The sequence below is a fragment of the Fischerella major NIES-592 genome, from assembly GCF_001904645.1.
GTDB lineage: Bacteria > Cyanobacteriota > Cyanobacteriia > Cyanobacteriales > Nostocaceae > Fischerella > Fischerella thermalis.
Window position 1 is genome coordinate 202,061 of record NZ_MRCA01000007.1, and the last position, 22,875, is coordinate 224,935.

Sequence of the window (22,875 nt, forward strand, 5' to 3'; positions counted from 1 at the left end):
TAGTAAAAACTCAGAGCTAATTTCCGAGCGAAGCATTGAAATGACAATTTTTTATAAAAAATTTATCAATAAATGCTTTGCCCCTACTACTACATCTAGGCACATTTAGAGGTAAATCAGATGCAAAACCATGCTGACAAGCAAGAGAAAGTTTTAAGCCAAATTACAGAGAAAAATATAGAAGGTAGAGACTTTAGTGGATGTGACTTAAGCGGAATTGATCTCAGAGGAATTGATTTAAGCAGAATAAACTTCAAAGGAGCAGATTTACGTAGCGCAAATTTGAGTGGGGCGATACTCACTGGTGCAAATCTCAGGGAAGCAAATTTACAACAAGTAAATTTCTGTGATGCTGATTTAAGTCAAGCTGATTTAACCCAAGCAAATTTGTGTGCAGCTTGTTTGTGGCGAGTACAATTAAGTGGTAGTAAATTGTGGGGTGCTTCTCTGTGTAATGCTGATTTAAGGGAAGCGGACTTAAGTGCAGCCCAATTAATTGAAGCATCACTAGTAGAAGCTAATTTAGTCAGAGCAAATCTCACTAAAGCAAAGCTATGTGGATCTGTTTTAATAGAAGCTAATTTTAACCAAGCTAACTTAACAGGCGCAGATCTAAAATGGACTAATCTCATGGCAGCAAACTTCAGTGAAGCTAATCTAGAAAATGCCAATTTTAAGAATGCAAAATATCATGAAACAATTATGCCTGACGGTACAATTCGAGTAGATCTTAAGAGATAGGAAATAAGGGATCGGGAGACAAGGCAAAGGGGGAAGAAAAAGAGCTTCCTTCTCCTTTGTGTCCCCCACCTAAAACTCCCGTTGTGAAAAAATGAGGATGGCGATCGCTAACAGCATCAAGGTATACAATAAGCCGTAACCAACATTACTAATGAGTGTAGTAGGGTTAGGTAATGCAGCCAGACCATAAATAGCATCATTTTTTACATCTAATCTAGATAAATCGGGCAATACAAGATACAAAGCTTGAGTCAAAGTTTCAATCCCATGTTTGCGACCAAGACGACCAAGTTGCAGTATATCTTGAGTTATATTACCCATTAAATACACAGCAAAGGTCAAAACAGTTGCTAACAGTGAACTAGTAAAAACACCTAAAGCAATAGCTACAGCCGTCATTAAAGACAACTGCAAAAATAGAAAAAATGCAGAAATTAAAATACTAGCTATTGAATAAGGAACTTGACCTATTTGCAAAAATGCAAGAGTAATCGCTATCATAGCAGTAGTCAGAACTGCTAGAAGTGACAGTAAGCCCAAATATTTTCCAACTAGCAACTCAGCCCGACTGATAGGTTTAGCAATTAATACTAAAACAGTACGTTTCTCAATTTCTTTATTAATTAATCCTGTACCAACAAATACTGCTACAACCAAACCAAGAAGATTCATCGCCGCCAGAGCAAAATCTAGAAACATCTTGTCTTCTGTAGCAGCAGCAAATTCAGGGAGAAAGTAGATAGCAGTGGCAAGGATAATGATATAAAAGCCGAGCATGAATAAAATGCGATCGCGCACCACTTCTCGAAACACATTTGTTGCGATTACATAAAGTCTGCCAAAATTCATTTTTGTTTAGTCATTAGTCCTGTCATTAGTCATTTGTAATTAGTTATTGATTAATGGTCAATAGTCAATGGTTAGTGGTTGGTGGTCGGTAGTTAGTAGTTAGTAGTTGGTGGTTAGTGGTTAATGGCTTACTACTCCACCCTACGGGAAGCCGCGCAAAGCGCGTCTACACCACATCACCCCTTACATCTCTTGTCAGAGTGCAGGTGGTGAACCCATAATCCGGTTACTACTGCGACCGCATTCAATCTCTGCAACTCTCAATACTTCCCCTGATCTCCTAGAACCGTTAATTGGTTCTACTCGACAAGATTTTCTCAAGTAATACTCACTTCCAGTAGAACTAGGCCCACTCCAGATACTCAGTAAATCTAATTTATATATGTCAGGATTTTTTTGATCAAGGCTAGATACACGGGCTTCTGTTCGCCATAAAGACTTTTCGTCAAACTCACGTAAGCTTGTGTCTATTACTTCCCTACCTAAACTATTGACTCTGCTATTGGCTGTTTTTAACCACTGTTCTACTTCTGACCAAGGTCTGTTAGCTATTTGCTCTTTCACAATTGGCTCAAGTTTATTCAAAATTAAAACTCCATTTCTGGGAGTTTGACTAATTTGTGGTTCTGTTCTCACCACAAAAGTCCGCCTAAAGTTGTCTGTCTGTAAACTAGGAAATTCTTGTAGCCATTTATTTGCTACAAATCCGAGTTGTAACCAACAACTAATTACCATAGAACTGCCAACCAAAATAATAATTTTTTGGCGGTCTTCTATCTTAGGAACCTGAGTGCTAAACTCCGTTCCTGTTCCCTCAAAAAATTCTGGAATTGCTGTGATGAGTGCTGAAATTGTTGGCCAGAAAACAATTGTTCTAGCTGTAATTTCTTGCCCTGGTTCCCTAAAAGCAAAAGCACTCACTAAAAATCCTGTTACTAGCGCCCCAATAGGCATATTTGTGCCAGGAATAAGTACAGGATTTTCAGTTGTATACCAGGCAGTTCCTGCTATCAAGAATGCCCAGCCACAAAAGGCGATCGCAGATTTAACAACTCCTGTGGATAGAGAGGACATTAACCAAGAAAAAATACTTAAATATACTAATGTTTGCCACGCAAAAGCCCTTTTGGGAATAAAAAAATCCTTGATATTGTCGTAAATCTCTCCAATAAACCCAAATAAACCAAATAAATCTCTTATTAGCTCCATATTGCAACCTTGAAATTCCTAGTAAGTTTTTTATTAGTTTTAGTCATTATTTTCAGTACAAAATTCAACAGAATAATTACTAACTTCATACAATTCTGAGAATCAAAAATAGGACTATTACAACAACAGTATAGCTGAGTGCGTTAGCTATTAGTACACTAGTAAAAATATTTTTTGTTTGTAATTTCCTCTTAAAATCACGACGAGAAGAAAATTTTTGAGGAGCGGAATCAGGTTGTTTTTGCCAAAAATCAGTCAATGAAATTAATGCAACCCTTAAGACTAAAGATTTAACTAAAAAAGTTCCAAAAAAAACAATAAAAGCAATTAGAATCATCAAGTTGAATAGAGTAGGTGATATTTGATTAAAAAACATTAAATTTATTAAACCAGTTCTTAATCTAATAGAAAGCAATGGTTCTATCAAAAAAAATATTGCCCAACCAATAACGTTGGAAAATAAATTCATGCAAATGGCATAAAAACTAGAAGTTTTTTTATCAAATTTGAGAACTGAATTTAAAATATAGGCCTCTAAGGGAATAGATATCAATAAAAATAAAAAACTAAACAAAATTGCACCAAGAGGTAAGACTTTAGGAAGCAGAGGAAAATCAAGCATAAGACCAGTTCGTTACTAAATTTAACTATGGTTTAGAGGTATGGGGCTATAGGAGTGTTAGGTTGTAGGAGAAAAATTGTATTTCTTTCATCTGTTGCTAGTGGCAATCGACGCTGGTAGTCGATTCATATCTTTATTTTTTATTAAAAGCAAAAGAAGAATTTAGACATCCCTTTTTCTCCCTCTTTCCTTTATTTGCTCATTCTCTTATACCCTTTGTTGAATGACTTAAGAAAGTATAGCCGCAACCTAGTCAAATGATGATAGTAAGTTGCGGTCTAGCGTAACACTTTGGGAAGCGGGGAGGTGGGGGGAGTGTACGGAGTTTTTTCAAAAATTAAATAGGAATCCTCAATCACAGTCAAGCTAGTAAATTTTCCCCTACCTTCTGACGCAAGACCTTGGGTAAGATAAAAGACTGCCACTTACAGCTTTGAGTGAGATGACAAGGAACGGCATTGGAATTCGCACAGCACAAGTGCGTCAACAAAGGGTGACAGGTCAAATTCACGTTTATGATGGTGCAGGTAAAGGTAAATCCCAAGCAGCTTTAGGAGTCGTTTTGCGCTCAATTGGCTTGGGGATCAATACACCAAGTAATTCTAACCGCGTCTTGCTGCTGCGGTTTTTAAAAGGACCAGAACGAGACTATGATGAAGATGGCGCGATCGCAGCTTTGCAACGGGGATTTCCTCATTTAATTGATCAAGTTCGCACTGGTAGAGCAGAATTTTTTGGGCCAGATGAAATTACAGCCTTTGACAGATCGGAAGCTGCACGAGGTTGGGATGTGGCAAAAGGCGCGATCGCTTCTGGTTTGTATTCGGTTGTTGTCTTGGATGAAATTAACCCTGTCTTGGATTTGGGTTTATTGTCGGTGGATGAAGTGGTACGCACACTCACATCTAAACCAGAAGAGTTAGAAATTATTGCGACTGGTCGTGCTGCACCCCGAAAGTTGCTAGATATTGCGGATTTGCACTCGGAAATGAAACCTCATCACCACCCAACTGCAACTGCACTCTTAATTGAAGGTATTGAAATTTATACAGGTGCTGGTAAAGGTAAATCCACTAGTGCTTTGGGCAAAGCACTGCAAGCTATAGGTCGAGGTATTAATCATCCAGGATCTACACGTGTACTAATTATGCAGTGGCTTAAAGGTGGTACTGGCTACACTGAAGACGCAGCATTGGCAGCTTTACAACAGTCATATCCACATGTCATAGATCATCAACGCTGTGGGCGAGATGCGATCGTTTGGCGTAATTCTCGGCAGGAATTAGACTATGTGGAAGCAGAACGAGGTTGGGAAATTGCCAAGACTGCGATCGCTTCTGGACTTTATAAAACCATCATTCTTGATGAGCTTAACCCGACTGTTGACTTAGAATTGCTGCCTGTAGAACCAATTGTGCAAGCCTTACTCCGCAAACCTCGTCATACTGAAATTATCATCACTGGACGCTGCCAAAACCAACCAGCATATTTCGACTTAGCTAGTATTCACTCTGAAGTTTACTGCCATAAACACTATGCTAATCAAGGCGTGGAACTGAAGCGGGGAGTAGATTTTTAATGTGGTCAATGGTCAATGGTCAAAAAACTCTGGACACTTAACTAGTAATTAATGATATCAAGTCCGACTAATTGCTTACAATCTGATTCTGACGCAGTTGGGCATTGGCCATTGGTTTTTCCCATTATCAATTACCCTTACGGGTTCGCGCTTACGCTCATGGGGGAAACCCAACCCCCTGTGTACCCGTCGTTGGCTCACCAATTACCCATTACCGACCCCAACGGATAGTATTAGTATTCAAGCGAACATGGTATATTTTTCCTTCTCATGGAAGAAAAAACAATTATGTCAAAAGTTTGATGAAAAAATAAGATGAAACTGCACAAATTAAATTAGGAAATACTGCGTTCATAATTATCCACCTGGGCAAAACCATTACACCAAACTATGGAAACCGAAGTGCAACAAGAACAATATAATGATTTTTCCTCAGCAGAAGCTGTGGCAGCAATTGAAGGTTCAGATTCTGAAAACTTACCAAAGTTACCTCCAACCCAAGAATCTGAAAGTCAATGGCAGCTCATTACTAGAGAACTAACAAACTTTTGGCAGGAATTTTCCCAAAACTTCAATAAATTTTTTCAAGCGTACAAGCCACTGTTGATAAACTTGGCTTGGCTGTTTGTAGCGGTTGTGGCAGTTAGGGTAATCCTAGCAGTGCTAGATGCAATCAATGATATTCCACTAGCACAGCCAGTATTGGAGTTAGTGGGAATTAGTTACACTACTTGGTTCGTTTTTCGCTATCTTCTTAAAGATTCTACTCGGCAAGAATTAGTAGCAGAAATTGACTCTGTTAGAAAGCAAATTTTGGGTTAATTAACGAGTTCAATGCAAATTGAAATTAATTTGCATCATGGCTAGTAGTGGGCAATAAATAAATTCTTCATTTTGTTTATAAACAAGTTTTATTTATGCCTCCATACTTACCAAAAAATATGTTCCATTGTGTGAAGATAAGCCAGGAAATAAATTCCCTGGCTTATGTTTTAAGTTAACTAATAGACTTATTGTATCAATCCTAAAACCCCCTAAATCGCCCATACACAACGGGAAGATGTAATTGTCTCTCCGTACTTCCTCACTGCTCCCAAAACCGGACGCGCTTCTACTATAGCTCTTGGAACCTCGAATGCGATTATAACTATCAAGCAATATCCCAATTACCAATTCCTAAAAATTGCAACCAATTAAATATATATATCCTTAGACAGATAAAAAACTTAATTTGTATATTTCAAACACTTCTTTAGATAGTTAGGCTGGCTTTACTAAAAAACTAATATAGTCCTTGGATTGAATGATTAAAACACATAAATTTAAGGGGAACATAAATTATGGCTAATAATGAAGCTTATAAAAAAGGAGCAGATACATCTGATCGCGTTCGTGAAAATAAATACGATCCACATATTGTCCCTGCTGAAACCGCAGCACGTAAAGAAAGAGAAGGAGATTTATTTAAAACACTACCTACAGAAAACAGAGAAGCCAATGCTACCACTGATGACCAAACTCATCCTGGTGACAGCATACGCACTACAGATGGCTACACTGTAGACAAAGAAGGTTTGTTAAACAACTACGCCGTTGAACCAGAAATGTACTATGAAGTACCAGGAGATGCGCGTCAACAAGCAGAAGAGGATACAGCACATCGCGTAGAAGAATTAACAGAAATTAACGAAGATAAGCAAGGTGAATTAACAATGGAGGGCGACAAACGCGGTAAAGGCCCTGGTGTGGTTTAGACCAGACGTAGCATTGCTACGTCTGGTCACTACGTCTGGTCACTACGTCTGGTCACGCCCGTAAATTGTAAATTCATATTTTGATTCAGCAATGCCAATTTTTCAGAAGGTACGTTGCGATGACTGGGAATTTTCTCAATCATCGCTTTTTGTTGTACTCAAATAGTAAAAGCTTGAACTTCGCGATCGCGCCACTGACGCTGCTAATGTTCGACTACCAAAGGACGAATAATAAATTTGGGGGGACAACCGTCTTTAACATCGATACGCAAACACGAATAGGGTCGGTGTTTTTGAGAACCTTGTCCTGTGCGACCTACAAATAAATGCGATCGCGCTACTAACTTTTGGTCTTCTAATAAATCTGTTCCCTCAGCCCGTTGACGCCGCAAACTGTAGCCACTACCACCGCAAACAATCCAGTTAATATTACTATCAGCGTGACCTGTATCCATTGTTTGTAGGTATTCTAAACATTGAGCGTGACCATTCAAAACCAAATCTACCAAAGGACGACCCTCAGCCAGAGAACCTACCTCTGCTGCTACTGCATCGAGGACATCACGCAGGCGATCGCGCACAGCCAGAGTTTGTCGCTGATTCCATTTTGTTGCTTCTAACACTCCACATCGACTTAATACATACAGCTTTGCGAACAACACAGGACTTACGCACACTCTACGAATTCTTGGCGTCTTGGCGGTTCGATCAATTAAGCTTTTTGGCAACTTTTGCGTAAGTCCTACAACAATCTACTTGTGGAAAGGGATATTTAATTTGTGACTGTACACCAATGCTAAACTTTTTACCAAAGTTTATTTGGCGTTGCTGAATTGGGTCATAAATTGTGTTTGTGTACATTTTGTAGAGACGTAGCATTGCTACATCTGGTCACACCTGTAATTTGTAAATTCATATTTTGATTCAGTAACGCCGTTTATTTAATTGTGAGAACGAACACCGATGCACACTTATGGAACACGGATGGGTTATCTGTGTGCTTTGGGTTTAAATTACTAAGCATAATAATAATCAGAATTTATTGATTAGAAAACGAAAAAGCTGGTACAAGGTCTCAGGTAATCAAACAGGAAAATATCGCAATTAATCAATCACCTCTTCTACAACCACTACTCAGTTGCCAAGGGATAATCTATCTGTGTCCATCGGTGTGCATCTGTGTTTATCGGTGGTCGATTTCTAAAAACAACTATTTTGGCCACAATTTATTACTTTTTCTGTAAATTGTTGTATTGATGTGATAATTTTTAATCTGAGTCAAGTAATTACACAGCCACATGCCTCTAGCTGTAATCAAATTTTCTAGTGAAGACTGCGGTATTTGCCACAAGATGTCATTTTACGACAAAAAAGTGGCAGAGGAACTAGCTTTAGAATTTATTGATGTCAAAATGCAGGATACGGCTACTTACCGTAAATATCGTCACATTTTATTGACGCAGTATCCAGATAAGTCACAGATGGGATGGCCTACCTATATTATCTGTGATTCTCCAGAAGGAGAATTTCAAATTGTCGGCGAGGTAAAAGGTGGTCATCCCAAAGGTGAATTTAGAAGTCGTTTGCAAGCAGTTTTAGGTTCTACTTCAGCAGATCAAAAGATTTGACTTCCAAGACAGGGCCAATCATAGCGATCGTCATGACATCTTCTCGCACTTCGCCTATGACTTTAGCTTTTTGTCCAGCTTTGAGTAAGCTTTTATCAGCACCTCTGAGAATTTCGTAAGTAGTACCATCATTACTTACTAATGCCCAAGCACCAGTGCCAATATCACGGTGTTCTACGGTTCCTGTGACTGTGATGCTCATTTTCAATAAAGCTCCTGAATTTAAAGTAGAGTGATAGGAAGGTGGGGTGATGGGGTGATAGGGAGAAAAATTACTTCCTTGTCCCCCTTTGGACCCTAATCCCCAGAGGGAACCGGTGAGTTCCCCTTTGTTCCTCTGAATTTTAGGCTGATTGTTCCTCGTTTTTCACGGCTAAACGAGCTAAAGCAAAACAAAGTAGGGCATTAACTATTAGGAAGCTACGAGCTAACATTCCACTTCCCAAACCCCAAACGGCAGGATCTAATACTGCACTGACTCCTAAGCAGGCGGCGACGCCCAAGGATGAACCGATCGCAAACCATTTCCATTGTGGATGTCCTAGCAGTAGTACTACTAATACAAGGGGAATGAGTACGCTAGCAAATAAGGGGTTTAAGGCGCTGCTTCCTTGCAGTGTATTACCCAGTTCTGGTATGGAACTACCCAATAAGCGGAAAGGCCACTGGGGTAAGTCAAAAATGTAGATTGTTTTGAGGAAAAACAATCCAGAACTACCAGCCACTAAACCACTCAGTAAACTCCAACTCCAGGAAAACGGGAAATAAACCCGTAAAAACCAAGCCAACAGATAAGAACCCAGTACCATCAAAATTTTGGGTAATAATGCTACCGCACCGCCATCAATCCAAAAACCGGGGTTGAGATAGCCATTATCCCGCAACCAACGGAAAAAGTCTTGGAAACTGATTTGCCCGCGTACGGCACGTTGTACTGCTGCTTCGGCATTTAGTTGTCCAGCACCGTAGTAGTTTAAGCTATCTTCCTCTATAGCTCTGGCTGATTCTTTGAGGACTTGCAAAACTTCATCTGGTTCTTGAACACCAGCAGCTTCGATGAGCGCAGCTACACCCGCAACGTGGGGAGAAGCCATACTTGTACCCTGTAAACCGAGAAACACGCCTTCACCAGTTTCGGGGTCAATAGTTTGTTGCAAAACTTTACCTGCATCACTACCACCAGGAGCAGAAATATCCACCCCAGCGCCAAAGTTAGAATAGGGGGCTTTTTCACCGTCTGGTCCTAGGGCTGACACGCCGATGACGCGGGGATAACGGGCTGGATAGGCAGCAGAATTTTGGTTTTCGTTCCCCGCCGCCGCTACTATTACTACACCTTTGTTATGAGCGTATTCGATCGCATCTTTCATCAGATGGCTTTCACCACCACCACCCAAGCTCATATTTATAACCTTTGCACCGTTATCAGCAGCAAACTTAATTGCTTCGGCAATGTCAGCAACTGTACCACCGCCATAGCTACTAAGTACTTTTAAAGGCATAATATTAGCCTCGTAGGCTACTCCCGCTACACCATAATTGTTATTAGTAGCTTGAGCGATCGTACCAGCAACGTGAGTACCGTGTCCGTTGTCGTCTTTGACTTCTTCTGTGTCATTGACAAAGTCGTAGCCTTTGACAAACTTCGTTTCTGCTAAGTCACGCACCTGGGTAACACCAGTGTCTATAACTGCTACTGTAATTCCACTACCTTTAGTTTCCTTCCACGCACCGACAACACCAATGTTGTGCAAATGCCATTGCTTGCTATACATCGGGTCATTAGGATCGTTAGCACTGGGTATGAAGCGCTCATCTGCAACTGTGTCTTTATCCAATACGGGAATTCTATAAATATAGTTAGGCTCAATAAATTCCGTCATTAAGGCGATTTTAGACTTTCGCAGTTCTTTGAGTCGCTTTTTATCACCTTCGATAATATAGACATTATCCTTGGCAGAGAATTGATTATCTAATCGGGGTGTAACATTGTACTGTTGAGCGATCGCTTGCAATTCTCTTTGCAATTCTTCTTTGGGAATATTTTCTCGAAAATCTAGCACAATCGTCTCAAATTCGCCTTTTGCTGCTAGTCCCTGAAAATTCAGGAAACCAAATATCGCAGCACTAAGCCCGATGACAAACAGGCACAAAAATAAAACCCTTCTCATATCAAGTCATCACCGCTTTTTGCCAGTATGCTCATTACCATAACTTATATAGTTCCCAAGTGGTTGTATTTCGCATCATAGCTACACATTAGAAAATAGGGAAATATAAAAAGTGGAGGAAAATAAAAAATATTTTTTCCGAGACTTCTCATACTCCTCATACTCTCTTTCAACTGTTATTTTCAAATTAGTTCAAAAATTTAAAATTGTATGGAACACGGTCTATTGTGGCTACCTCTGTTAGCAGCGTTTTTCTGGTTAGCTTGGCAAGGCTCTCAAGAATATCAAAAAATTGAAGCCTATCGTACTTGGGCAGAGCAATTTGATAAGGCGAAGTATGACATTTATGCGGTACTAGGGAAAAAAGGTAACTCTATTACTTGGGGTAAACCAACACCTCAAGGCCCGATTAAACTAGAAACATTTTCTTTGGATGATGTTCAAGAAATACGCCTTTTGGTGGATGAAAAAGCAGTAGATACAAATAAGCCTCCAGAAAAAGGTCGGACAATAGAATTAGAATTTGTATTTCCTGCTGCTAAATCTGTGCGAGTTCCCTTTACAGAAGTTCCTTTAGCAACAGAATGGGGTAAATATTTGCACAGTCAATTAAAGTCGGGGTAATTGGTAATGGGTAATGGGTCATTGGGAATATTATCGTATAAATTGCTGTGAGCAATTACATGATGCAAAGGTCACAAACTAGTACATGACTAAAGTCATGGATGCTGATTGGGGGAGATGGGCTGCTGGGGAGTGTGGGAAGTGTGGGGAGTGTGGGGAGTGTGACGAGTAAACAACTAACCACTAACCCTTAACTACTGTTTTTTCTTTCACACAGGAGCGGAGATCGTTTAAGCTATCTGAAAGATTCCTTCATTAGTGGCAGAGAGGCGGTAGTGTGCCTAAACGAATTGGTTTAATTTCTCTGATTTTTGTCTGTAGTTTGTGGAGTCTGCCTAAAGCTGCTTATGCACAGGCATTAATACCCCATACATTACAACTTGATGCTGCCAAGTTAGAGCAGCAGGGGTTGAGTCTGGCACAAGAGGCAGCACAATTAGCACAGTTTCAACAGTACGAAATGGCTATGCCCAGAGCAAGGCTAGCATCTCAATTAGCTCCGAAAAGTGATAAAGTTTGGTTTCTCTTAGGCGGTTTGTATTTGCAAACCAAAGAATTAGATTCTGCGATCACTGCTTTAAAAAAAGCCCAGTCTCTGAATCCCAAAAATGGTGATGTTCTTTTCGCTTTGGGTTCAGCCAGCTTTCAGCAACAAAAGTATGATGTTGCTGTTAACTATTTCCAACAAGGTCTAAAGTTAAAACCCAATGACCCAGAAGGGTTATTTGATTTGGGCAATGCCTACTATATGCAGCGTCGATACTCAGATGCGATCGCTCAGTACGATCAAGCAATCTCCCAAGATAAAAAATTCTGGCCCGCAATTAACAACATTGGTTTAATTAAGTACGAACAAGGTGATGTTGCAGGAGCTATCCAACAATGGCAATCTGCTGTCACAATTGAAAAGCAAGCCGCAGAACCTTTATTGGCTTTAGCTGTGGCACTATACAATCAAGGCGAACGGCAAAAAGGTCTAGCGATGGGTGAAACAGCACTCCGCATTGATGACCGTTATGCTGATATAGATTTTCTCAAAGAAAATCTCTGGGGCGATCGCTTACTGGCGGACACCAAAAAATTCTTAGAATTGCCCCGCATTCAAGCAGCTTTACAGCAGAGAGGGGAGAATACAGCTGCTCCCACACCACAGCCGACGCAGTAAGTAATGGGGAGGTGGGGAGATGGGGCGGTGTGAGGAGTGTGTAGACGCGCTCATAGGCTTCCCGTAAGGGTGGAGTATGAGGAGTGTGTAGACGCGCTCATAGGCTTCCCGTAGGGTGAAGTAGTAAACTACCAACGACTAACCACTAACCCCTAACCCCTAACCCCTAACAATTCCTGTTACTACTTGCTCAAAAGTACTATCAGTGCTATTTAATAGTACATATATATTAATAAGCCAAAAAAACGGTAGCCCGATAGACTGAATGGGCAACCGTCTTAGTTGAGGGGGTGTATCATCACTAATCATCTTTAGGCAGCAGTGCCATGATCTGGTCAACGAAAAGTTGATGATCAACAACAGGCTTAGAGATGTAGCCATCAGCACCACTTTGCTTGAGAAAATTCTCGCGATCGCCTTCCATTGCATGTGCTGTCACGAGAATAATTGGTAAAGCAGCAGTTTGCGGATCGGATTTGAGCAGTTGTGTAATCTTGATACCATCAACGGACTTACCTTGGTAAACACTTCTTGAGAGAGAAACATCCATTAAAATAATGTCTGCCTCTCCCCCTTGGGCAATTTTCATTACCTCTTCTACATTTTCAGTATGTTTTACTTGCAGTCCGCCGCGTTTGGTCAAAATTTTAGAAAAAACGCGAGCATTAATCAGATCGTCTTCGACAATCAAAACGGTTTTCATGAGAATTTGACTTTTAGGAGTGAGGGGATAACAGTAATCCAAAATTGTATGTATCTCCTTGTGAGTAATCAATGTGTATCCCCGACATCAAGGATAATACTACTGCTTTTTATCGTATAACTATCAAGATTTTGTAATGATGAGCATTACATCCGCTATGCTGTGGTTGCTGTAATGTTCAGTAACGGCATATTTTGTGTAGTGAAAACTTAGGGACAAACTCATGGCAAAACAGTTAAACCTTCTCTCTACGGGACAGGTCATCACCACAGCCTTGCATACCGAAATGCAACGGTCTTACCTTGAATATGCCATGAGTGTGATAGTCGGACGGGCATTACCAGATGTGCGTGATGGTTTAAAGCCAGTGCATCGACGGATTTTATATGCGATGCATGAACTTGGTTTGACACCTGACCGCCCTTATCGCAAGTGTGCCCGTGTTGTTGGGGACGTATTGGGTAAATACCACCCCCACGGAGACCAGGCTGTTTACGATGCTTTGGTGAGGTTAGTACAGGAATTTACTAGCCGCTATCCCTTATTGGCAGGACATGGTAACTTCGGCAGTGTAGATAATGACCCAGCAGCGGCGATGCGCTACACAGAAACGCGCCTCGCACCGATTAGCCACGAGGGAATGCTGGCTGAAATTGGCGAAGAAACAGTAGAATTTATAGGTAACTTCGATAATTCTCAGCAAGAGCCTACTGTATTACCAGCACAGTTACCATTTTTGTTGCTCAATGGTTGTACTGGCATTGCTGTGGGTATGGCAACAAATATTCCACCGCACAATTTAGGGGAAGTAGTAGATGGGTTAATTGCTTTAATTGATAACCCTGATTTACCGGATGACAAGTTATTTGAGTTAATTCCTGGGCCGGATTTTCCTACAGGTGGGGAAATTGTTGGTGATGCAGGAATTCGGGAAGCTTACACCACAGGTAAAGGTGGTATTGTGCTGCGGGGTGTTGCACAGATCGAGGAAGTGGTCGGTGGGCGCACAAGCAAACGGCGGACAGCAATTGTGGTGACAGAATTACCTTTTCAGGTCAATAAGGCAGGTTGGATTGAAAAAGTTGCAGATCTAGTAAATCAAGGTCGCTTGCAGGGAATTGCTGATATCCGAGATGAAAGCGATCGCCAGGGAATGCGTGTAGTCATAGAACTCAAACGCGATACCAACCCCCAAGATATTCTCCAGCAACTCTACCACCAAACCGCTTTGCAAACTAATTTTGGGGCGATTTTATTAGCTTTGGTAGATGGACAACCACGTCAGCTATCTTTACGCCAATTATTGCAGGAGTTTTTACATTTCCGGGAACAGACCCTTTCCAGCCGCTACACCTACGAGTTAAGTAAAGCGGAAAATCGTTTGCATTTGCTAGCAGGCTTGTTGAAAGCCCTGTCTCATCTGGATGAGGTGATTGAGATTTTGCGACGGGCTGCTGATGGTAGTACTGCAAAAATCAACCTGCAAAGTCGCTTGCAATTGAGTGATGTACAGGCAGATGCAATTTTAGCAATGCCACTCAGACGCCTGACAAGTTTGGAACAACAGAATTTACAGAAAGAATACGAGCAGTTACAAGAGGAAATTACGACGTTACGAAAATTACTGGGCGATCGCCGGGAATTACTCAAAAGCCTGAAAAAAGACCTACGTACCCTCAAGCGCAAATATGGTGATGAACGTCGTACCAAAATAGTGACTGTGAGTGAGGAGAAACAGCGCAAAGAGTCTCTGACACCAAGAGGTACAGAGGACAATTCCAAATCTTTATCTACAAGTTTTAAACCAAAGTCCCCTCCAGAAGAAGTTACTTTAGAATTGACGCAACGGGGATATGTGCGTCGCCTTCAGGTGAATGGCAAAAAGCCGAAGGTTGATAACGGTTTGGCTGATAATGATTTTGTCATGCAAACAACCTTGACTGATACAGATAAAGATTTGCTGGTACTGACTAGCGGTGGTAAGGTTTATCCGGTGAAGGTGGGCGACATTCCTCCAACTACTGGGCGATCGCCACGGGGAACACCATTAATCACCTTGCTGACTAATACTGCTCAAGAAGCTTCTGAAGCTGTTGTCAGTCGCTTTTTGCTCCCAGAAAAGCCAGAAAATGGCGAGATGATTCTGTTGACTAAACAGGGAAGGATCAAGCGTCTATCCTTGACAGAATTTACTAATTTGACGCGTCGCGGCATTACTATTTTGAAACTCAAAGACGATGACGAATTATTATTAACTCAGTTCGTCACTACCAATCAACAAATCATTCTCGCTAGTTCTGGTGGGCGATTGTTGCGGTTTAAAGTAAACGACGAACAACTACCTATTATGGGTCGTACTGCGATGGGTCTACAGGCTATGCGCCTGCGTCAACAAGAAACTATGGTTGGTGGCGCAACCTTTGATACAGAAGAAAACATTTTGCTAGTAACCCAACTAGGATATGCCAAACGTCTGCCAACTAGTGTTGTGCGACTAGCTAATCGGGGTGATATTGGTACTCAAACTTTCAAATTTGCTATTAAAACTGATTACTTAGCAGGAATGGTATTGGCTAAGCCAGGATCTGAAGTAGCTTTAGTGACTAATCATCAACGAGTGGTGCGTCTCCAAGTAGATACTGTAACGAACTCAGCTAAAGATACTACTGGTGAGAGCATCGTTCAACTTAGCCGAGATGAAAAAATTACCGCAGTTGCCGAAGTCGCAACAGAAATCAGCTGATGTTGAAACTTCAGATTAGCTACACTATATGGTTGAGAGGCGCTAGTCCGACTACGCCTCGATTCACTCAGATTTTTTGAGTCTAGTAGTTGCTATTGTAAAAATCAAATCAGCGATCGCACTGTCTAATATCATTTCACAATATTCTTGATACAAATCTTTTTTTACTGGAACTTCATATGAGGAATTAGTTAGGCACAGTAGGATTACGCAATGTATGGGCAATATCTATGTTCAAGTCTTAATTAAGCTCCGCTACACCAATGAAAATTTTACTTACGAGAAATAATTTATTGACTACTAAATATGTAGTAAAATATACAAAAATTTCAAAATTTTTCTCAAAATAATTGCTAATAATTCTCAAAAACAAGATATAATGGGACTGAAGCATATTTAGCTTTACAACAATACATCTCTTAAGCTTGCTGAAATCGCAGCCTTTGGTAATAAGCCTTCCAACTTTGATTTGTTCTATACGGTTTTGTGTCAGTTATTATCTGCCGTTGGTAAATGCCGAAAAATCGAAAAATCAAATTACTAATCTTCTGTCGGCATATATTGCCACAATGCCTTACTAGAGATTAAAAGTTTGAGATAAGTTATTACAACTATGTGTACCATAAGTCAATGTAATAGGAGAAACATTTATAAACGTTGCATTTCTTAAAATAGTTGTTATATTAGTTAACAAAGGCTAGTAAACATTAACAAATTCAGTTTGGAGTGCCAATCATGCAAGATACAACAAAAATCACTGCTCCTGTAATGGAAGACCGCAACTCCTGGCGTTGGGGCTTTACTCCCCAAGCAGAGATTTGGAACGGTCGCTTGGCGATGATCGGATTTTTAGCTGCTGCTCTGATTGAATTATTTTCTGGTCAAGGCTTTTTACACTTTTGGGGGATTCTGTAACATTTAAAACCAGAAGCTTTTATCGGACATCACTAGATAGATAAATTAAAACCTGGGCTGAATTAACACTCCCAGGTTTTTTGTTTTTTCATTTGTTATTGGTTTTGCACAAATGACTAATAATTAAGGCATATGACAACTACCGAATATATTCTTTGAGAACACTGTTACGGTTGGGATGGCGTAACTTCCGAAGTGCTTTCGCCTCTATTTGCCGAATACGTTCGCGAGTGACATTGAAAATTTGGCCAATTTCTTCCAAAGTCTTCATCCGACCGTCGTCTAAACCATAGCGCAATCGCAGAACATCGCGTTCACGAGGACTGAGACTATCGAGCACTTTTTCTAAGTCTTCGCGCAGGAGGTTCTTAGAAACTTGATCTTCTGGAGTTTCGCCATCAGATTCAATAAAATCACCTAGTCGGGAATCTTCTTCTTTACCGATGGGGGTTTCTAAAGAGATTGGCAACTGGGCAGACTTGGCAATAAACCTCAGCTTTTCAATAGTCATCTCCATTCTTGTGGCAATTTCTTCCTCTGTAGGTTTACGGCCCATTTCTTGAGAAAGCAACTTAGTAGTCTTTTTGATGCGAGAGATAGTTTCGTAGAGATGGACAGGTAAACGAATTGTCCGGGATTGATCAGCGATCGCTCTGGTGATCGCCTGACGAATCCACCATGTAGCGTAAGTAGAAAACTTGTAACCTTTTTCGTGGTCAAACTTTTCAGCAGCACGAATCAAACCAAGACTGCCTTCTTGAATCAAATCTTGGAAAGACAAACCACGATTCATGTACTTCTTGGCAATTGAAACTACAAGACGTAGGTTAGATTGTACCATTTTGTCTTTCGCCCGACGACCAACATGCAGGCGATGACGAAATTGTGGCAAGGGCAATTGTACTGCTTCTGCCCATTCACTGTATTGAGGTTCGCGTTCTAACTGCTGTTGCAGTCTATCACGCACTCGCTCTAATTCCAGCAAATCTGCAATCTTACGTGCTAGTTCAATTTCTTCGTCAGCCCGAAGCAAACGAATTCGACCTATTTCTTGCAAGTAAAGGCGAATTGAATCCTCGGTGTAGTGCTTTTTCTTGTTTTGTGACCGACGACGCGATTTTGCGGCTTTCCCAGACTTTGCGTCGTCCTCATCAGACTGAGGTTCTAAAAATTCTTCATCGAGTTCGCCTTCTTCACCGATCAGCAAGTCCTCTTCGTCTTCCAACAAGAGTTCTTCTAACTCCAGCTCAGGCTGATTGATCTCAATTTCTAGGTCAGGCTGATAATCAATGGTATCGAGTACGTTGTTAGCCTGGTTCATGCCGCGTTCCTCATGCTCCTTGCAGAATCAATTACTCAAGATCTTTTTACCACTCTTAAATTTGATCAGCTATATTGCCTTGTAATTAAGAGGGTTGTTAGCTAATTTGGCTGAAAGATAATTTCGGAAGTTTTACCTTCTGTCGAGAGGACACTATTATAGATCTCCAGCTCAAGTTGGAAGTTCTAAACTCTGTATTTGTTTCTACCACAGCAGTACTCCCAAAGGTAAATTTCCTTGTTCTTAGTAAACTTTAGATATGTGTCGCCGGGCAACACAAGTGTTTACTGACTAGTCTAAAAAAGACTCATGTTGCTAAAAAAAATTACCACTCCATACAAAATAATTATGACTCTTGGAAGATTTTTTTTGTAAAGACTGTTCCGATTGTAGCCTGTTTCACAGAAATTGCACTCTCTTTGTGTGGCATCCATGAACTAATTAAGTAAGGTAAAGGGAGGTAATGTAAAGCCTGTTGTACCAAAAAGACGTTGAAAATGACACCCATATACTTGAATTTTCTCCAAAACTTTTTGGAATTTTTGTAGCATCATCATTACCTTAAAAATTAGGTAAACCTACTTGTAGCAGATCCCATGTGTGATTGACAACATTAACAGGAACAGTAGCTTTGAGTTTAACTCTATTGAAACGCTAAAGCGCATTCATTTTTACACTTCCTTAATAAGTTACTGATTTAGGATTTACATTTGTCTTTTGGTAACAGCCACTCTCATATTTGTTAGAGTCAGTGTGAGGCTACAGACTTAGTTCCCCAATTTAGGGTCGTTACGCTTTGATGAAAGCACTCGACCTACAAAAGAGCCAATCACCCTAACTGAGGAGTTGAGGCTTTGGCAGAATCAGCCAAAAGACCGAAAATTTTCAGATATGACTAATTCAATCTTAATCACAGGTTAGCGCATTAGTAAAAATTCAACCCTTTGCAACTTGACAAACTCTTCTTATTGTACACACCGATATTTTAATCAATTCAGAAAAGATTTGACAGCCAAGACAATCGATTTTTGCTTACTGAGAACAAAACTGCATAGTATGAATGCGCATTATACACTCATACACTGTCTGGTTATCAGTATTAAGGGAGTAACTGACCATCCAAATTTTGGCAAATTTTAAAAATTTTTCATATTTTGTGCGATCGCCTTGATGATTTGTCATACAGTTACGTAGCTGAGGTGAACTAAAAGCTTGTATAACTTTTGTATTAACAATCTGGGTGTCATGTAAATCAACTAGTGAGCAAGCTAAAAACTTGTAACAAGATAACGACATGGATTATTTAAAAATTTGATATTATAACCACTTTTCAAAAAACAATGTTTATTTTTCGTTGGACACAATTGTTAAACAATGTTGAATTTTTCTAATATATAGCAATTTTGAAGGAAGTAGGGTAGGCAGAGGGCACAGGGCAGAAGGGAAAAAGCCCTCTGACTTGAAAATAGACGCAATTGACGCGGGGACTTAAATTTTCATGGCAAGGTTTATGCCAAAATCTGGTGTGAATGACTGGCTTGAAAGTAACCTCACCCCGTCCTGTCGGACACCCCTCTTCTTACCGAGGAGAGGGGCTGAGGTGAGGTTTTGTCATGCTTGTTCAGATATCTAAATCCTTGAGGTTAAGCTTAGAACCATAGGTTTCAATAAATTCACGACGAGGTGCGACGCGATCGCCCATTAAAATTGTGAAAATGCGATCGGCTTCAGCTGCATCTTCTATTTCCACTTGTTTGAGGGTGCGAGTTTCTGGGTTCATGGTGGTTGACCAAAGTTGTTCAGGCATCATTTCACCCAAACCTTTGAAGCGTTGGATGGTATAGTTGGCGTTTTCTGGAAGTTGACTTATGTATTGGTCTTTTTCGCGATCGCTGTAGCAATACTTGTAATTTTTTCCCCGCTCTATTTTATAGAGTGGAGGACAAGCAATATAGACATAACCCTGTTCAATTAATGCCCGTTGATAACGATAGAAGAAAGTTAATAGCAGTGTCCGGATGTGTGCGCCATCGACATCAGCGTCGGTCATAATCACAATGCGATGATACCGCAACTGGGAAGCGTCGAATTCTTCACCTTTGACACCCAAACCGAGGGCTGTAATTAACGATTGAATTTCATTATTTTTATAGATTTTAGCGTCGTCGGTTTTTTCAATGTTGAGGATTTTACCGCGCAACGGTAGGATCGCTTGGAAGCGGCGATCGCGTCCTTGTTTAGCGGAACCACCTGCGGAGTCTCCTTCTACGAGGTAGATTTCCGATTCTCTAGGATCACGAGAAGAACAGTCTGCTAGTTTACCAGGTAAGGGCGAAGATTCCAACACCGACTTGCGGCGTACTAACTCGCGTGCGTGACGGGCTGCTTCCGCCGCTTTAAAAGCTTGGATCGCTTTATCTAAAATTGCATCAGCGACGCTGGGATGGAATTCTAGGTATTCGGTGAGAGTTTCACCCACCAAGGAATCAACGATTCCCCGGACTTCTGTGTTTCCAAGTTTGGTTTTTGTTTGTCCTTCAAATTCTGGATCTGGGACTTTGACAGAAATTACGCCTGTCAAACCTTCACGGACATGTTCGCCGCTGAGGTTGGGTTCACTGTCTTTGAGTTTATTACGCTTGCGGGCGATCGCATTCAGTGTCCTGGTGAGAACTGCCTTTAAGCCTTCCAAATGCGTACCGCCGTCAACAGTACGAATATTGTTGGCAAAGCCCAAGATATTATCTGTATAAGCATCAGTACACCATTGCAAGGCTACCTCTACTTGAACATTATTTCGTTCTCCCTGAACGTAGATCACCTCTTCATGTAGCGGCTGCTTATCAGCATTGATGTAGGTAATATATTCACGAATACCGCCCTTGTGCTCATAAGTTTCTACCTTAGGCTGATCACTTTTAAGTAATTGCAGACGGTGGTCGGTAAAAGTAATTTTGACACCCGCATTGAGATACGCTAACTCCCGTAGACGGCTTGCTAAAGTAGTGAAGTCAAACTCTGTACCTGTAGTGAAGATTTGCGAATCTGGCAAAAAGCTGACGGAGGTTCCGGTGCGATGATCTTTGTAAGGCTTGACAATTAGTTCAGTGACGGGAATACCCCGTTCATAACGCTGGGTATGAACCTTTTTATCTCGCCAAACCGTCACTTCTACCCATTCAGATAAGGCATTAACAACAGAAATACCTACTCCGTGTAATCCTCCGGAAACCTTGTAACCGCCGCCGCCAAATTTTCCCCCGGCGTGCAGTACCGTCAACACAGTTTCTAAACCCGATTTTCCTGTTTTGGCAACAATTCCAGTAGGAATACCGCGACCATCATCTGTGACAGTAACGGAACCATCGGCATTGAGATCCACCTCCACATGGGTGCAGTAGCCTGCTAAAGCCTCATCAATCGAGTTGTCCACCACCTCGTAAACTAAATGGTGAAGTCCTCGCGGACCAGTGGAACCGATGTACATCCCCGGTCGCTTGCGGACGGCTTCCAGACCTTCCAGAACTTGAATCTGTTCGGCACTGTAACTGCTCGTCATGAAAGTTCTCCTGATATGTGGGGGTGAAATCGCCAAAAGGCGAAAAATTAAAAAACACTCCAAAATTCTAACACAAAAGCCTTATAGGCGACTGTAGAGCTATTTGCTGAGAAATTCAAGCAGGGGTTCCAACCCCATGCTGGGAAGGAGAGTATGAGGAGTGGGGGAGTGGGGGAAGGGGACAGGGGAGACAAACCAGACAAGGGGGAGTAGTAAACTAATAACCACTAACCACTAACCACTAACTTTTGACAAGTGACCATTGACAATTGACCAATGACTAAATTAATTGTGATTTGTGGTGCGACGGCAACAGGTAAGTCAGGTTTAGCATTAGCTTTAGCTATGCGATTAGATACTGTAATTCTGAGTGCAGACTCCCGTCAAGTATACCGGGAATTTAATATTGGTACAGCAAAACCAACTGTGGATGAACAGAAATTAGTACCGCACTATTTGATAGATATATGTGATCCCACAGAAACAATGAATCTAGCAGATTACCAGGTGCAAGCGCAAGCCTTAATCTTGGGAGGAGACAAGGGAGACACGGAGGACAAGGGAGAACATCTTCACTCCCCACACTCCCCACACTCCCCATCACCCCACCACCCCTACCCTACGGGAAGCCGCTTGCGCGTCTACACCCCACCACCCCATCCCCTCCTCGTGGGTGGTACTGGCTTGTACATTCGTTCGATTACCCAAGGAATGAAGATTCCCAGGGTAGCACCACAACAGGAGTTGCGATCGCAGTTGGCATCTGTTGGTCAAATGCAACTCTACGCTATGCTACAACAAGTTGATCCAGTTGCGGCAGCCAAGATTCATCCCAATGATTCTGTCAGGACTTTAAGAGGATTAGAGGTATTTTACGTTACTGGTCGTCCGATTTCTGAGCAACAGGGAGAAAATCCCCCAAGTTATCCAATTTTGCAAATCGGTTTAGATTGTGATGCTGCTCATTTGGGCGATCGCATTGCACGACGTACTGAGAAAATGATTGCGGATGGTTTGGTTGCAGAAGTGGAGTATCTTTGTCAAAAATACGGTGTGGACTTGCCTTTACTAAATACTTTGGGATATCAAGAAATCAAGCAATATTTGGCTGGGGATATTTCTTTAGACAAGGCAAAAGAATTAACTATTTTACATACTCGACAATTCGCCAAGCGTCAACGCACTTGGTTTCGTGCTTCTCCTCAAATTGAGTGGTTTGATGCTGAATGTCCAGATTTGCTGGAAAAAGTCTGGCAGCGAGTTGAGAGTTTTATACGTACTTCTGAATAAGC

The 22,875-nt window shown here is 41.2% G+C and carries 18 protein-coding genes and 1 pseudogene; 10 read left to right on the forward strand and 9 right to left on the reverse strand.

Annotated elements, in window-relative coordinates; translation table 11 throughout:
* Positions 1-120 precede the first annotated feature (120 nt).
* Positions 121-741, forward strand: a complete 621-nt coding sequence (locus tag NIES592_RS14955) for a pentapeptide repeat-containing protein (RefSeq protein ID WP_073556159.1) — start codon at positions 121-123, stop codon at positions 739-741.
* A 69-nt stretch (positions 742-810) separates the two neighbouring features.
* Here NIES592_RS14955 and NIES592_RS14960 read toward each other — a convergent pair whose 3' ends face one another.
* From NIES592_RS14960 to fraC, 3 genes are all read right to left on the reverse strand, one after another.
* Positions 811-1,590, reverse strand: coding sequence for an ABC transporter permease (locus tag NIES592_RS14960; protein ID WP_062247728.1), 780 nt, complete (start codon positions 1,588-1,590; stop codon positions 811-813).
* Positions 1,591-1,785: 195 nt separating this feature from the next.
* Positions 1,786-2,799, reverse strand: a complete 1,014-nt coding sequence (fraD, locus tag NIES592_RS14965) for a septal junction protein FraD (protein WP_062247730.1) — start codon at positions 2,797-2,799, stop codon at positions 1,786-1,788.
* An 85-nt stretch (positions 2,800-2,884) separates the two neighbouring features.
* A complete protein-coding gene (gene fraC, locus NIES592_RS14970; RefSeq protein ID WP_062247732.1) occupies positions 2,885-3,421 on the reverse strand; it encodes a filament integrity protein FraC in 537 nt (178 codons plus the stop codon).
* 442 nt (positions 3,422-3,863) lie between these two features.
* Between fraC and NIES592_RS14975 the strand changes: the two genes are divergently transcribed.
* The 3 genes from NIES592_RS14975 (at position 3,864) to NIES592_RS14985 (ending at position 6,754) form a co-directional block, all read left to right on the forward strand.
* A complete protein-coding gene (locus NIES592_RS14975) occupies positions 3,864-5,000 on the forward strand; it encodes a cob(I)yrinic acid a,c-diamide adenosyltransferase (RefSeq protein WP_062247734.1) in 1,137 nt (378 codons plus the stop codon).
* A 390-nt stretch (positions 5,001-5,390) separates the two neighbouring features.
* Positions 5,391-5,822 carry a CAAD domain-containing protein gene (locus NIES592_RS14980; RefSeq protein WP_062247736.1) on the forward strand — a complete coding sequence of 144 codons (432 nt, stop codon included), beginning with the start codon at positions 5,391-5,393 and terminating at the stop codon, positions 5,820-5,822.
* A gap of 518 nt (positions 5,823-6,340) precedes the next feature.
* Positions 6,341-6,754 carry a hypothetical protein gene (locus NIES592_RS14985; protein ID WP_073556160.1) on the forward strand — a complete coding sequence of 138 codons (414 nt, stop codon included), beginning with the start codon at positions 6,341-6,343 and terminating at the stop codon, positions 6,752-6,754.
* A gap of 203 nt (positions 6,755-6,957) precedes the next feature.
* Here NIES592_RS14985 and NIES592_RS14990 read toward each other — a convergent pair.
* Positions 6,958-7,377 (reverse strand): annotated as a pseudogene (locus tag NIES592_RS14990) (metallophosphoesterase); the annotation flags it as partial.
* A 675-nt stretch (positions 7,378-8,052) separates the two neighbouring features.
* On the opposite strand from NIES592_RS14990, the gene NIES592_RS14995 reads away from it, so the two are divergent.
* Positions 8,053-8,382: a thioredoxin family protein gene (locus NIES592_RS14995; protein ID WP_073556161.1), complete on the forward strand. Its 330-nt coding sequence runs from the start codon at positions 8,053-8,055 to the stop codon at positions 8,380-8,382.
* Here the strand turns inward: NIES592_RS14995 and NIES592_RS15000 are convergent.
* The gene (locus tag NIES592_RS15000) at positions 8,357-8,584 is read right to left on the reverse strand and encodes a hypothetical protein (RefSeq protein ID WP_009457258.1); all 228 of its coding nucleotides are present in this window, start codon (positions 8,582-8,584) and stop codon (positions 8,357-8,359) included. The two genes, NIES592_RS14995 and NIES592_RS15000, sit on opposite strands and share 26 nt — an antisense overlap.
* 142 nt (positions 8,585-8,726) lie before the next feature.
* The gene (locus NIES592_RS15005; RefSeq protein ID WP_073556162.1) at positions 8,727-10,553 is read right to left on the reverse strand and encodes a DUF5942 domain-containing protein; all 1,827 of its coding nucleotides are present in this window, start codon (positions 10,551-10,553) and stop codon (positions 8,727-8,729) included.
* Positions 10,554-10,763: 210 nt separating this feature from the next.
* Here NIES592_RS15005 and NIES592_RS15010 point away from each other — a divergent pair, with 210 nt between their 5' ends.
* Together NIES592_RS15010 and NIES592_RS15015 are read left to right on the forward strand one after the other, a co-directional pair.
* Positions 10,764-11,177, forward strand: coding sequence for a hypothetical protein (locus NIES592_RS15010; protein WP_009457261.1), 414 nt, complete (start codon positions 10,764-10,766; stop codon positions 11,175-11,177).
* A gap of 277 nt (positions 11,178-11,454) precedes the next feature.
* Entirely contained in the window at positions 11,455-12,342 is an 888-nt protein-coding gene (locus NIES592_RS15015; RefSeq protein WP_073556163.1) for a tetratricopeptide repeat protein, read from the forward strand.
* Positions 12,343-12,643: 301 nt separating this feature from the next.
* On the opposite strand, the gene NIES592_RS15020 is transcribed toward NIES592_RS15015, so the two are convergent.
* Positions 12,644-13,045: a response regulator gene (locus NIES592_RS15020; protein WP_073556164.1), complete on the reverse strand. Its 402-nt coding sequence runs from the start codon at positions 13,043-13,045 to the stop codon at positions 12,644-12,646.
* Between the two features lie 223 nt (positions 13,046-13,268).
* Here NIES592_RS15020 and gyrA point away from each other — a divergent pair, with 223 nt between their 5' ends.
* Positions 13,269-15,788 (forward strand): DNA gyrase subunit A, encoded by a 2,520-nt coding sequence (gene gyrA, locus NIES592_RS15025; RefSeq protein WP_062247748.1) that lies wholly within the window; start codon positions 13,269-13,271, stop codon positions 15,786-15,788.
* 735 nt (positions 15,789-16,523) lie between these two features.
* A complete protein-coding gene (locus NIES592_RS15030; protein ID WP_009457266.1) occupies positions 16,524-16,703 on the forward strand; it encodes a chlorophyll a/b-binding protein in 180 nt (59 codons plus the stop codon).
* A 139-nt stretch (positions 16,704-16,842) separates the two neighbouring features.
* On the opposite strand, the gene rpoD is transcribed toward NIES592_RS15030, so the two are convergent.
* Both rpoD and gyrB read right to left on the reverse strand, forming a co-directional pair.
* A complete protein-coding gene (gene rpoD, locus NIES592_RS15035) occupies positions 16,843-18,024 on the reverse strand; it encodes an RNA polymerase sigma factor RpoD (protein ID WP_009457267.1) in 1,182 nt (393 codons plus the stop codon).
* A gap of 1,621 nt (positions 18,025-19,645) precedes the next feature.
* Positions 19,646-21,583: a DNA topoisomerase (ATP-hydrolyzing) subunit B gene (gene gyrB, locus NIES592_RS15045; RefSeq protein ID WP_062247751.1), complete on the reverse strand. Its 1,938-nt coding sequence runs from the start codon at positions 21,581-21,583 to the stop codon at positions 19,646-19,648.
* Between the two features lie 276 nt (positions 21,584-21,859).
* On the opposite strand from gyrB, the gene miaA reads away from it, so the two are divergent.
* Complete coding sequence (gene miaA / locus NIES592_RS15050; protein WP_073556165.1) at positions 21,860-22,873, forward strand: tRNA (adenosine(37)-N6)-dimethylallyltransferase MiaA; 1,014 nt, start codon at positions 21,860-21,862, stop codon at positions 22,871-22,873.
* The last annotated feature ends 2 nt before the right edge of the window (positions 22,874-22,875 follow it).

Coding starts and splice junctions, on each gene's coding strand:
- NIES592_RS14955 (WP_073556159.1), top strand. CDS start 121: ATGCAAAACCATGCTGACAAGCAAGAGAAAGTTTTAAGCCAAATTACA.
- NIES592_RS14960 (WP_062247728.1), bottom strand. CDS start 1,590: ATGAATTTTGGCAGACTTTATGTAATCGCAACAAATGTGTTTCGAGAA.
- fraD (WP_062247730.1), bottom strand. CDS start 2,799: ATGGAGCTAATAAGAGATTTATTTGGTTTATTTGGGTTTATTGGAGAG.
- fraC (WP_062247732.1), bottom strand. CDS start 3,421: ATGCTTGATTTTCCTCTGCTTCCTAAAGTCTTACCTCTTGGTGCAATT.
- NIES592_RS14975 (WP_062247734.1), top strand. CDS start 3,864: ATGACAAGGAACGGCATTGGAATTCGCACAGCACAAGTGCGTCAACAA.
- NIES592_RS14980 (WP_062247736.1), top strand. CDS start 5,391: ATGGAAACCGAAGTGCAACAAGAACAATATAATGATTTTTCCTCAGCA.
- NIES592_RS14985 (WP_073556160.1), top strand. CDS start 6,341: ATGGCTAATAATGAAGCTTATAAAAAAGGAGCAGATACATCTGATCGC.
- NIES592_RS14995 (WP_073556161.1), top strand. CDS start 8,053: ATGCCTCTAGCTGTAATCAAATTTTCTAGTGAAGACTGCGGTATTTGC.
- NIES592_RS15000 (WP_009457258.1), bottom strand. CDS start 8,584: ATGAGCATCACAGTCACAGGAACCGTAGAACACCGTGATATTGGCACT.
- NIES592_RS15005 (WP_073556162.1), bottom strand. CDS start 10,553: ATGAGAAGGGTTTTATTTTTGTGCCTGTTTGTCATCGGGCTTAGTGCT.
- NIES592_RS15010 (WP_009457261.1), top strand. CDS start 10,764: ATGGAACACGGTCTATTGTGGCTACCTCTGTTAGCAGCGTTTTTCTGG.
- NIES592_RS15020 (WP_073556164.1), bottom strand. CDS start 13,045: ATGAAAACCGTTTTGATTGTCGAAGACGATCTGATTAATGCTCGCGTT.
- gyrA (WP_062247748.1), top strand. CDS start 13,269: ATGGCAAAACAGTTAAACCTTCTCTCTACGGGACAGGTCATCACCACA.
- NIES592_RS15030 (WP_009457266.1), top strand. CDS start 16,524: ATGCAAGATACAACAAAAATCACTGCTCCTGTAATGGAAGACCGCAAC.
- rpoD (WP_009457267.1), bottom strand. CDS start 18,024: ATGAACCAGGCTAACAACGTACTCGATACCATTGATTATCAGCCTGAC.
- gyrB (WP_062247751.1), bottom strand. CDS start 21,583: ATGACGAGCAGTTACAGTGCCGAACAGATTCAAGTTCTGGAAGGTCTG.
- miaA (WP_073556165.1), top strand. CDS start 21,860: ATGACTAAATTAATTGTGATTTGTGGTGCGACGGCAACAGGTAAGTCA.